Origin of the sequence: Actinoplanes sp. NPDC049548, assembly GCF_040676695.1 — a bacterium.
Taxonomy (GTDB): domain Bacteria; phylum Actinomycetota; class Actinomycetes; order Mycobacteriales; family Micromonosporaceae; genus Actinoplanes.
On sequence record NZ_JBFAPM010000004.1, the window covers coordinates 162363 to 173084 of the forward strand.

12 protein-coding genes are annotated in these 10722 nt (G+C 70.6%); 5 read left to right on the forward strand and 7 right to left on the reverse strand.

The features are described from left to right. The first annotated feature begins 408 nt into the window (after nucleotides 1–408). Entirely contained in the window at nucleotides 409–882 is a 474-nt protein-coding gene (locus AB0J80_RS10560) for a cysteine dioxygenase family protein (RefSeq protein WP_364703014.1), read from the forward strand. After that, nucleotides 879–1289: a rhodanese-like domain-containing protein gene (locus tag AB0J80_RS10565; RefSeq protein WP_364703016.1), complete on the forward strand. Its 411-nt coding sequence runs from the start codon at nucleotides 879–881 to the stop codon at nucleotides 1287–1289. The genes AB0J80_RS10560 and AB0J80_RS10565 overlap by 4 nt, the downstream gene beginning before the upstream one ends. A 405-nt stretch (nucleotides 1290–1694) precedes the next feature. Here AB0J80_RS10565 and AB0J80_RS10570 read toward each other — a convergent pair whose 3' ends face one another. Both AB0J80_RS10570 and AB0J80_RS10575 read right to left on the reverse strand, forming a co-directional pair. Then, nucleotides 1695–2303, reverse strand: a complete 609-nt coding sequence (locus AB0J80_RS10570) for a hypothetical protein (protein WP_364703019.1) — start codon at nucleotides 2301–2303, stop codon at nucleotides 1695–1697. 221 nt (nucleotides 2304–2524) lie between these two features. After that, nucleotides 2525–3250 carry a TetR/AcrR family transcriptional regulator gene (locus AB0J80_RS10575; RefSeq protein ID WP_364703021.1) on the reverse strand — a complete coding sequence of 242 codons (726 nt, stop codon included), beginning with the start codon at nucleotides 3248–3250 and terminating at the stop codon, nucleotides 2525–2527. Between the two features lie 81 nt (nucleotides 3251–3331). On the opposite strand from AB0J80_RS10575, the gene AB0J80_RS10580 reads away from it, so the two are divergent. Beyond that, nucleotides 3332–4999 (forward strand): MFS transporter, encoded by a 1668-nt coding sequence (locus tag AB0J80_RS10580; protein ID WP_364703023.1) that lies wholly within the window; start codon nucleotides 3332–3334, stop codon nucleotides 4997–4999. 8 nt (nucleotides 5000–5007) lie between these two features. Here AB0J80_RS10580 and AB0J80_RS10585 read toward each other — a convergent pair whose 3' ends face one another. The 3 genes from AB0J80_RS10585 to AB0J80_RS10595 form a co-directional block, all read right to left on the reverse strand. Further along, entirely contained in the window at nucleotides 5008–5226 is a 219-nt protein-coding gene (locus AB0J80_RS10585) for a hypothetical protein (protein ID WP_364703026.1), read from the reverse strand. A gap of 74 nt (nucleotides 5227–5300) precedes the next feature. Next, nucleotides 5301–6002, reverse strand: coding sequence for a zf-HC2 domain-containing protein (locus AB0J80_RS10590; protein ID WP_364703029.1), 702 nt, complete (start codon nucleotides 6000–6002; stop codon nucleotides 5301–5303). Further along, nucleotides 5999–6550, reverse strand: a complete 552-nt coding sequence (locus AB0J80_RS10595) for a sigma-70 family RNA polymerase sigma factor (protein WP_364703686.1) — start codon at nucleotides 6548–6550, stop codon at nucleotides 5999–6001. The genes AB0J80_RS10590 and AB0J80_RS10595 overlap by 4 nt, the downstream gene beginning before the upstream one ends. A 167-nt stretch (nucleotides 6551–6717) precedes the next feature. Between AB0J80_RS10595 and AB0J80_RS10600 the strand changes: the two genes are divergently transcribed. Continuing rightward, a complete protein-coding gene (locus AB0J80_RS10600; protein ID WP_364703031.1) occupies nucleotides 6718–7476 on the forward strand; it encodes a hypothetical protein in 759 nt (252 codons plus the stop codon). On the opposite strand, the gene AB0J80_RS10605 is transcribed toward AB0J80_RS10600, so the two are convergent. Then, complete coding sequence (locus AB0J80_RS10605) at nucleotides 7470–8366, reverse strand: DUF1996 domain-containing protein (RefSeq protein ID WP_364703033.1); 897 nt, start codon at nucleotides 8364–8366, stop codon at nucleotides 7470–7472. The two genes, AB0J80_RS10600 and AB0J80_RS10605, sit on opposite strands and share 7 nt — an antisense overlap. 156 nt (nucleotides 8367–8522) lie before the next feature. On the opposite strand from AB0J80_RS10605, the gene AB0J80_RS10610 reads away from it, so the two are divergent. Further along, a complete protein-coding gene (locus AB0J80_RS10610; protein ID WP_364703036.1) occupies nucleotides 8523–10073 on the forward strand; it encodes a GGDEF domain-containing protein in 1551 nt (516 codons plus the stop codon). On the opposite strand, the gene AB0J80_RS10615 is transcribed toward AB0J80_RS10610, so the two are convergent. Continuing rightward, complete coding sequence (locus tag AB0J80_RS10615; RefSeq protein ID WP_364703039.1) at nucleotides 10074–10646, reverse strand: hypothetical protein; 573 nt, start codon at nucleotides 10644–10646, stop codon at nucleotides 10074–10076. Between the last annotated feature and the right edge of the window lie 76 nt (nucleotides 10647–10722).

The window sequence follows — 10722 nt, forward strand, 5'->3', positions numbered from 1 at the left end:
TCGCCCCTCCGGCCGACCCGACCGCCCGCCGCCACACACCCGGCCCGCCCGACCGCCCAGCGCCTCACCCATCCGGCGCACCCGCCCGCCCGGCGGTCACAACCGGCGCACCCGCCCGCCCCGCGGTCACAGCCGGCGCACCCGACCGCCCCGCCGCCACAACCGGCGCACCCGACCGCCCCGCCGCCACCCATCGAGCCAACCCGACCGCCGCTTCGCCACACCCTCGGGCCGCCCGGACCGCCGACGCCGCGAGTGCGCGACCCTTCACCGGGGCGGACCCGTACACCCCGGGGATAAGTTCACAGATCTCACGACGGAAAGATCGCGCGCGGCGCGCCCACCGGCGTATCCTCAGGAGGTAAACCTATAGGCCTTATAGGCTTTGTATACATCCGGGAGCGCTTCGTGACCGCCGTGGACATCCGTCTCGATCACCTCGCCATCGCCCAGCGGTACGCCGCCGACCCCGACGGCTGGCCGGTCGCTCCGCGCTTCGACGCGGTCGACCGCTGGTACCACCGGCTGGCCGAGGAGCCGGACTACGAGGTGTGGTTGCTGACCTGGCTACCGGGCCAGGGCACTGACCTGCACGACCACGGCGGCTCAGCAGGCGCGTTCTACGTCTTCTCGGGCAGCCTCGTGGAGGACACGGTCGCCGCCTCCCCCGGCGGCGCACCCCGGATCACCTCCCGCGAGCTCGGCGAGGGAGCGGGCCGCCGCTTCGGCACCCGCCACATCCACCGCATCACGAACCGCTCCAACCGCCCGGCGATCAGCATCCACGCGTACGGCCCGGCCCTGACCACGATGACCCGCTACCGCATCGGCGCTGCCGGCCTCGACGTGGTGACCGTCGAGCGGGCCGGAGCTCAGTGGTGAGCGCCGTTCCTCTGCAGGCCACCGCCCCGCCCGGCTCCCGCGGCATCGACGACCTGCTCGCCGAGGCGCGATCGCGGCTCGTACGCGTCGACCCCCACGAAACCGAGCGGGCGATGAGCCGGGGAGCGGTCCTCGTCGACATCCGGCCGGCCTCCCAACGAGCCGAACACGGCGAGATTCCAGGCGCAGTCATCATCGAGCGCAACGTCCTCGAATGGCGTCTCGACCCCCGCAGCGATGCCCGGCTGCAGTTCACGCACTACGACCTCGAGGTGATCGTCACCTGCCAGGAGGGCTACACGAGCAGCCTGGCGGCGGCGGCACTGCAGGACCTCGGCCTGCTGCGCGCGACCGACCTTGAGGGTGGGTTCAAGGCCTGGCAGGCGGCGGGCCTCCCGACCGTCTGACCGGTTCCAGGAGACACCCCACCGCCCGGTCGGCCCTGCCGGCACTCGGCCCGGCAACTCGACCGGACACATCGAACAATCGGCGAGGCCAGCGAAGCAGGGCGGGCAGGCAGTCGAGCCGACCAGACGGGCAGGCAGCCCAGCCGGCCGGGCAGGCAGGCAGCCGAGCCGACCGGACGGGACAGGCAGGTGAGGCACGCAGCCGGACAGACCCGACTTCTGGTCGTGCCGAGCGGCAGGATCGGCGCCTCGGCTCCGCGGCTTCTTCCAGCGGCATCCCGGCACAAAGTGTCGGCTGTGCGGCTGCACCGGGGACCGGCAGCCGACGAAGCCGCGCCCATTCGTCGCGACTCCGTACGCGATCGCCTGACGTCAACCCGAACGACTCGGGCCGCGAGTCGCGCTCTACGGCGCGCTTTGGAAGCTCGCCACCACCGTTTCGGCGGCCTTCCGAGCTCGTTCCGACGAACTTTCCAGCGACTGTGCCGTCAGAACGACGAGTTGGTCCCCTCGGAACGGGAGCACCCAGTGCGCCTGCCACCAGAGTTTGTCGTCGTGCTCATAAGTGAGTTCGACGACGGTGACGCCGTTGTCGTCGGTTCGCCGCGCCACGACCGTCTGGTAAGGAGCGACGAGGGCGTCCGGGCTCGCCAGCCGAGCCTTGGGCACCGGCCCCTGCGGAAAGATCGTCGCCTCGCCCGGTCCCTGCAGGTAGAACGGGGTTCGGTCGCCCGTGTCGCGCGGTGACTCGAGAGTGAAGTCAGCAGGCCAGCGCGCGCAGAAGACCGATGTCTCGATCTGCCAGTAGGGCAGGTCCGAACCAGGCTCAACGTCCATCGCGTCCGTGGGGTCGACCCGTTGGCCGGGCTCGACGACGGCCTGCACCGGTCCTGATGGGGTCCACCGCGTAACCCGCACGGCGTCCGAGCCCTCCCGCTCGCGCTCGAACGAGTAGGGCCAATGCGGCAACAGCACCAGACCGAAGCCGCTGAGCCGGGCGAGGACGTGTCCCATGGCCGGCAGCCTAAGCGATCTTCGACCTCAGAGCCGATCGGCCTCTACTTCGGCTGCTGTCGGCCCCTCGCCGATAGGAGCCCGTGCCTCGCGTCGAGGCCGGTCAGGTCCGGTCACGCGATTCAGGTCGGGCCGGACGAGTGGTGAGCAGCCCATGACTGTCACCTCACGTCGAGGTGAGCACCCGGCACCTGGTCACCTCGCCGTCCGGGGGCAGGCCGCTATGCCGCGTATCGAGCTACCCCGTCGATGAGCAGATCCAGGCCGAACTCGAAGCGTTCGTCCTGCCTTCCCGACGTCATGGCGCGCGCGTGTGCCCGCAGGTTCGGGAACCGGTCCGCCGGCAGGCTCTCGAAGTAGCCGTTGAGCTGGTCCCGGAACGCCTCGCTCATCTCCGCCTCCCCCACCCCGCGCCCCGCTGCCGCCTGGGCATGCAGCGAGCTCTCATACGCGTCGGCCACCAGATACAGGAACAACCGGTCGAGCGCCCAAGCCGCGACCTCCGGGGGCACACCACCGGCCAGGAGGATCGCGAGCATGCCCTCGGACACGCGGAGAGCGTTGGGGCCGCTGGGTACCGTGGCCAGCGCCGCACGGGCGATGTCGTTGTGCCTGGTCATCACGGCGTGGCCGGAGCGGGCCATCTCCTTGATCTGCTCCTGCCAGCGGGCCGGCTCCGGCGTGGGGACCACGACGTCGCCGCAGATGCGGTCGAACATCAGCGCGAGCAGCTCCTCCTTGTTCGCCACGTGGGCGTAGAGGCTCGACGCCCCGGTGCCGAAGACGGCGGCGATGCGCCGCATGCTCACCGCTTCGATGCCTTCCTCGGCGACGATGCGCAGGCCGGCGTCGACGATCTGCGCCTGGCTGAGGGCCGGACGGGCGGGTCGGGTGCGCTTCTGTACTCCACGGCGCCAGGGCGGGAGGGGCAGCTCTGTGTCGGTCATCGGCGAACATCGTACTTGACGCGAACGGTGTTCGTAAGTAGAACGGTGTTCGGCATATCGGAACGATGTTCGGGGGATCCCATGCAAGCCGTACTCGAAGACGCGCCTACGGGGGCGACTCCTTACCGATGGCGCTGGGTCGCGCTGTTCGTGATCCTTGCCGTCGAGGTGATGGACCTTCTGGACTCGCTCGTCACGACGATCGCCGGGCCGGTCATCCGTGAGGAGCTGGGTGGCTCGCTGAGCCTCATCCAGTGGCTGGGCGCCGCGTACACGCTGGCGATGGCGATCGGGCTGCTGACCGGCGGCAGGCTCGGTGACATCCACGGCCGCCGGCGGATGTTTCTCGTGGGCGCGGCCGGCTTCACGCTTGCCTCGCTGCTCTGCGCGGTGGCGTGGACGCCGGGTGTGCTCATCGGTGCCCGGGCGGTGCAGGGGCTCTTCGGTGCGCTGATGCTGCCCCAGGGCCTGGGCATGATCAAGCAGATGTTCTCGCCGCAGGAGCAGGCGAAGGCCTTCGGCGCGTTCGGGCCGGTGATGGGCCTCGGCGCCGTCGGCGGGCCGATCCTCGCCGGCTGGCTGGTCGACGCCGACTACTTCGGCACCGGCTGGCGGATGATCTTCCTGATCAACCTTCCGCTCGGCCTTTTCGCGGTGTTCGGGGCGATCAAGTTCCTGCCCGAGTTCCGCAGTGAGCGCACGCCACGCCTCGACCTCGTCGGCGTGGCGCTGGCCGCCGCCGGCGCTTTCCTGCTGCTCTACCCCTTGGTGCAGGGCCGGGAGCTCGACTGGCCCGTCTGGATCTTCGTCATGCTGGCTGCCGGGATCGGCCTGTTCGGGCTCTTCGGCTACTTCGAGGCCCGCCGCGACAAGCGTGGTCTGGATCCGCTGGTGACGCCCAGCCTGTTCCGCAAGCGCGCGTTCACCAGCGGCCTGCTGCTCGGGCTCTTCTTCTTCGCGGCGCTCATCGGCACCGGGCTGGTCTTCACGCTCTATCTGCAGGTGGGCCTGGGCTACTCCCCGCTGAAGGCGGGTCTGACGACGCTTCCGCAGGCTCTGGGGACGATCGTCGGGTTCATCGCCGCCGGTGCCGGGCTCAGCGAGCGGCTGGGCCGCAAGCTGCTGCTCGTCGGCACCGTCGTCATGGCGCTCGCGACGGTCGGCGTGGCGGCGACGGTTCAGGTCGCCGGCGGCGACATCACGCCCTACCACCTGATCCCGGCCTTGTTCCCGCTCGGTGCCGGCATGGGACTGGCCATGGCACCCTTCTTCAACATCGTGCTGGCCGGGGTCGACGACGAGGAGACCGGCTCGGCCTCGGGTGCGCTCACCTCGGTGCAGCAGCTCGGCGGCGCCTTCGGGATCGCCGTGCTCGGTACCGTCTTCTTCGGATTGCTGCCCGGCGCGGTCGGCCATCACGTCGACACGGCCGCCTTCAAGCCCGCTCTGACCGCCGCCGCCGTCCCGGCGGAGGCGCAGCCCGGAGTGGTCAACTCCCTGCGTACCTGCCTGCGGGACCGGGTAACCGAGGAGGATCCCGAGGTCGAACCGCCATCCTGCCGCGCTCAGACCCAGCCGCAGGGCCCGGCGGGAGCGGAGATCGGCGCCCGCGCCGCGGACGCCGTCCGCGCCGGTTTCCGGGACGTCACAGTCCGCACTCTGGGCGTCGCGCTGCTGCTGATCGTGGCCGCGTTCGGCCTGGCATTCCTGCTGCCGCGCAAGGCCAGACCCGACGCGGAAGGACACTGACCAGGACATCACTGGGTGACCGATCGCCGGTGGCGCAGCACGAACCGGACCATGAGCGCCGCCGCGACGATCCCCGGCACGCAGTGCACGCCCAGGACGCCGAGTAAATGAGGTCCGCCCCAGTCGTGGCGATAGGTGGCCGGGTCCGTCACGTCGATGACGAACGGCTCGGCCGCGGCCCGCACGATCACGTAGATGCCGATGATCCACAGTGGTAGGTAGCGCATACCCCGACGCTAGGGAGCCCGGCGGCCGCCGACCATGGGGTTAGCTCCCGGTTGAAGGTGCGGAAAACCTCACCTCATACTGCGACGCTGGTGTACTGCTTTCCGCCCTCGGTCACGACGCGTACCGAAGCGACCTGGTCCGGCGGCACCAGCGCGCTGCCGTCGAGAGTCGTACCGTCCTTCGCACCGACCTCCGAGACGACCCAGCTGCCCGCCAGTACCGCCGTACCGTCACGGGCCACGACCTCGAGCCGGCACCGCTCACCCTGCGGAATCCCGGAGACCGCGGCCTTGATCCGCACCCAGCCGGGAGCGGGCGCGACCGCGACCGTGATCCGCGCCTGGGTGGCGGGATCCACGGCGGTGGCCGTCTTGGTGCCCGGCGCGGTGGTCGGCTGCGACAGCGTCGGCAACGGCCTGACGGCTTCTGGGTCCGGCGCTGTGGCGTGGCCGACCACGACGCCGGAGGCGACGGAAAGCCCGACCACTACCGCCGCGGCGGCTCCCACCAGCGCCGTGCGCCGATGCCGCCTCCCGGCCGACTCGTTCCGGATCTGCCGCAGCGTGCGCTGCAACAGCAGATCGGCGTCGTCCGGTGGCCCGTCCAGCAACATAGCCTCGGGCACGGCCTCGAGCGCCATCGTCCACTCCCGCAGAGACTCCACCTCGGCCCGGCATTCATCGCATCCGGTGAGATGCTCTTCGACCGCGCGGTTCTGGTCCGCGTCCAACGACTTGGTCAGGTAGCCGGCGAGGTCCACGTGGTTCGTCTTCATGAGGCAGACCGTTCCGTTCCGGCGGGGCTCAGCGACTTGAGTTCGCGTAACGCCCGGAGTGCGTAGAAGGATCGTGACTTGACGGTTCCGGGTGGTATGCCGAGCGTCTTGGCGGCCTCGGTCACCGTGCTGCCCTGCAGATACAGCTGCTCCAGGACCTCACGGTGTTCGGCGGAGAGCCGGCTCAGCGCGTCCACGACGACCATCGAGTTGACCACCCGTTCGGCGTGATCGTCGTCCGACGCCACGTCGATCGGACTCTCCCGCACCTCGGGGGCGCGGGCGTTGCGGGCGCGGATCTGGTCGGTGACGATGTTGCGGATCACGGTGAGCAACCAGCCGCGTACGGAACCCTTACCGTTCACCAGGCTGTCCGGGTGCCGCCACGCGCGGACCAGGGCTTCCTGGACGACATCCTCGGCGGCCGCCCGGTCGCGGGTCAGCTGGGTCGCGTACGCGAGCATCGCCCGCCCGTGTTCCTCGAACAACGACCTGACCAGCGCCTCATCGGCCACCTCCCGGCGACGTTGGAGCCTCAACCCCGGCATCTCTTCCCCCAAGGGGTCCACATGCCGAGGCTGGCCGGACGGAGCGCTGTACCGGCCACCCTCGACCCCCGATTCGTCGGTCTGACTCCCCTCACACGTACGCCGCTGCCGAACCGGTTCAAACGAATTCCGGTGAACCGGATCGGCGGCGTCGTCGTGTGGGGTTCATGAACCGCACCAGCATCGCGTCCGTGGCCATCGCCGTGACCAGCGTGCTCGGGCTGACCGCCTGTGCCCGGCCCGCGGACACCGCCACCATCGACTTCGCGGCCGCCACCGCCGAGCCGACCGCGCCGCCGACCGCCGACGTGCCCCCGGAAGTGGGCCTCGGTCCCGCGCAGGAGCTCGCCGCGGTGGAGACGCCGGACCCGCCCGCCACGCCGGTGCCCGAGCCGACCGTCGCGAAGACCCAGAAGTGGGTGAAGATCTTCAACGGTCCGGCGAACAAGGACGTCACGCCGCCGAAGAGCATTCGCAAGGGCAGCAAGACGGTCGAGCTGAACGCGACCGAGAACGCCCAGATCGGCACCTACGTCACCGACGGCGCCGGCCGCACGCTGTACCGCTTCGACAAGGACGACAACAAGCCGCCGAAGGCCACCTGCAACGGCGACTGCGCCAAGGCGTGGCCGCCGCTGCTGATCAAGTCGCCGGGCAAGATCTACCCCAAGGGCATCGACCCCAAGGTCCTCGGGTACGTCGAACGCGCCGACGGCCACTGTCAGGTGACGATCAACGGCTGGCCGGTGTACTACTTCGCGAAGGACGAGAAGCCGGGCGACATCCTGGGCCAGGGCGTCAACGGCACCTGGTTCGCCGTCGGCCCGGCGGGCGGCAGGACGAAGCCGCTGCCGGACGCGATCCAGCCCGCTCCCGACGGGCAGGGCGGCGAAGGCGCCGACGCCCCCGCCGACCCCGGTTACTGACACCCGCGGCCGGTGTTCAGGCACTCGACGACCGCATTCATCAGGGCGTCCGGCATCAGATTCACGAAGAACGCATGATCGGTACGCGGGCTGTGCCGCTCGTCGTCGAACGAGTCGATCCGGTACGGGGTTCCTCGCGGCAACGCGTACGCGACGACGATCTCGAGCCGGGGAACCGCGAACGTCGATTCGGGACAGCCACCACCGGGCTGCGGCTGGATCAGCTGCGCCCGGTGGTCCGGGGCGTCGACCCGGCGTCCGTCCCAGCAGCTCGGGAAGTCGAAGATCCGCAGCACCCGTTCGCCGGTCCGGCAGATCGGGTAGCGCAGGCTGCGCCGCCGTTCCTCGCCCGAACAACTCCACACCGGCGACGCACGCGCACCGCCGTTCGTGAACGCGCGCGCGTCGCCGACCGTCCCGCGCAGCAGTCTGGGCATCTGCACGACCGGGCTGCGGGAGTTGCCGTAGAACGTCAACGTCACCGAGGTGGGCACCTGCACCGTGTCCGTGCGCAGGACAGGCCAGTAATAGGTTGATCGGTCCCCGTTGCGGCACGTGGTCGGGCCGCCGGACAGGTCGTCGACGGTGCTCGCGACGCCGACGGCAAGGTTGCCGACGTACTCGTGCACGTGGTGTGGCGGCCCGGGGCGTCCCGGCGTGACGACGATGTTCGCGGTGTTGCGGTGTCCGGCCTCGTTGTGGCCGCAGTCCCACGCGTACGAGAAGGTGGCGGGCGCGGCAGGCGCGGGAGTGACGTTCTTGATGGCGACGTAGTCGGGCCCCAGGTCCGGCGTCGTCGCGCGGGCGGCGCCGATCGCCACTCCGGCGAGCACGATCTCGATCGCCAGAGTCACCGCGACGACCGGGCGCCGGCCCCACGCGTCGGCCATGACCTCACGATACGCACGCGTGAGATGGCGCACCGTGTTGCACATCGGACAGATACCTGGGTCCCGCCGCCATCGGTCGAGACCATTCATACATCGAAGATCCTGCGGGCCGAGCACGGGATTTACTTGATGACCGAACTGTCGATACTGGGAAACATGGCGGACCGGATCTCGCGTGACGGGCGGCTGCCCGTGCCGGTCTCCGCGTACGGCCCGCTGCACCTGCTCGCCCGCCGGGCGCACCAGCTGGCCTCCACCGGGCGGGCCCACGAGGCGCTCGGGGCGGCCGACGCGTACCTGGCGGTCGCGCAGGCCGTCGGCGACGACCGGACGGTCCGCTTCCTGATCCAGAGCAAGATGTACGCGCTGCTCGCCCTCGGCCGGATCGCCGAGGCCCACACCCTCGGCGTGACGTTGCTGCACGCACAGCGCCGGGCCGGGTCGGTGCCCGGGGAGGCCAAGGCGCTCTGCGACCTGGCCCAGATTCAGCTGCTCAGCGGCCACTACGTCGACTGCATGCGCAACCTGGCCCGGGCCGGGGTCCTGCTCGACGCCGGTCCCGTTCCCGACGACCGGCACCGTTCGGCGATGTGTTCGTTCGCCGAGGCGGCCACCGCGGCCGAGCTGTACGAGACCGCGGCCGAGACGTACGAACACCTGCGGCACCGGTCGACGTCGTTCGACCTGGTGCACGCGGTCACGTTGCTGTACTGGGGACTGCGGCTCTCGCACGTTGGGCGTACCGAAGAGGCACGCACCCGCCTGCGCCGCAGCGCCGAGATCACCCGGGAAAGGCTCGACGACCAGCCCGACCCGACCGTCACCGCCGCCCACGCCCTGGCGCTGGCCAAGCTCGGCGAGACGACGGTGGCGGAGAAGCTGGCCCGTTCGGTGGTCATGGAGCTGCGGGCCGCGGGCACCCACCAGTACGCCCGGATGGCCCATCTCGCCCTGGGCATCAGTCTGCGGGCACACGGCTTCCTCGCCGAGTCGCGGCGTGAGTTCGTCGCCGCCCGCGACCTGACCGAGCCCGGGGTACGCCCGGACGAGCTGCCCATCATCCGCTTCGAGCTGGCGCTGACCGTCCTGGAGCTCGACGACGGCGGGTCCAGCCGGGACCTGTTCGAGGTGGTCGAAGCTCAGGTGCGGGAGCTGTGGCTGCTGCGGCTGCAGCGCCTGGGAATGCTGCGGCAGGCCCGCCAGCGCGAGGAGATCGATGCCGCGCGCGCCCGGGCCGAGCGGGAGATCCTCCGCGATCCGCTGACCGGGCTCGGCAACCGGCGCCGCTTCGACGTCCTGATAGCCGGTGTCTCACCGATGGCCCAGCAGCCGCTCACGTTGCTGCTCATCGACGTCGACCATTTCAAGGCGGTGAACGACGCGTACTCGCACAGCTCCGGCGACGAGGCGCTGCGGCAGGTCGCGGCGATTCTGCGGGCGCACTGCCGGGCCGAGGACGAGGCCGTCCGTTACGCGGGTGACGAGTTCGTCGTCTTCCTGCGCGGCGACGCCCGGGCGGGCGGCGAGGTCGGCGAGCGGATCCGTACGGCCGTGGCCGGCGGCGAGATCCTCGCGGACGTCCGCCTCACGGTCAGCGTCGGCGTGGCGTCCTGGCGTCCCGGGATGACCGGTGACCAGCTCTTCCGGGCGGCGGACGAGCGACTTTACGCCGCCAAGTGGAGCGGCCGGAACACCACCGCGGTGTGATCAGCGCGGATACACAATGCCCGAACGTCCGCTGTACGGGTGCCGTTCGCCGTCCCGTTCATGACCGGTGTTCGGCGCGTCGAGCCACACCACGTACGGCACCCCCGACCTCAGCCCGCTGATCGTGGCGGTGACCGTGCACCCGGTGCCCGCCGGCACCTTCTGCCAGGTGTACGGGGCCTGGCTACCGGCCTTGAGGGGCTGCGCGACCGCGGTGATGCGGTAGTCGGAGGTGTACTGGCGCGGCCACGTGACGGTCAGCTTGCCGGCGCCGGGAGTCACCTGCAGCGGGATCAGGACCGGGTCCACGGTCCAGTCGTCGGCGCACTCCGTCGGCGGGGCCGGCAGGAACGACACCGGCGGCAACACGGGCGAGCGGGAACCGCTGTAACTGATCTTGGGGGTCGGTGTGGGGCTCCCGCTGGCCACGACGATCCAGCCGGCGCCGCCCGGTGCGGGTGTGGCGCTCGCGGAGGCGCCGGGCGTCGAGGCCGAGTCAAGCCCGAGCACGCCGCAGCCGCCCACCACCAGAGGCAGGGCGAGTACCGGGAGCAGGAGCTTGATGAGCCGCATGCCTACCGGATCGGCCTGTTCCCGCGCCGGATTAGGCGCTGGACGAAGCCGGACCACGCGCCGAGCCGAGCCGGAC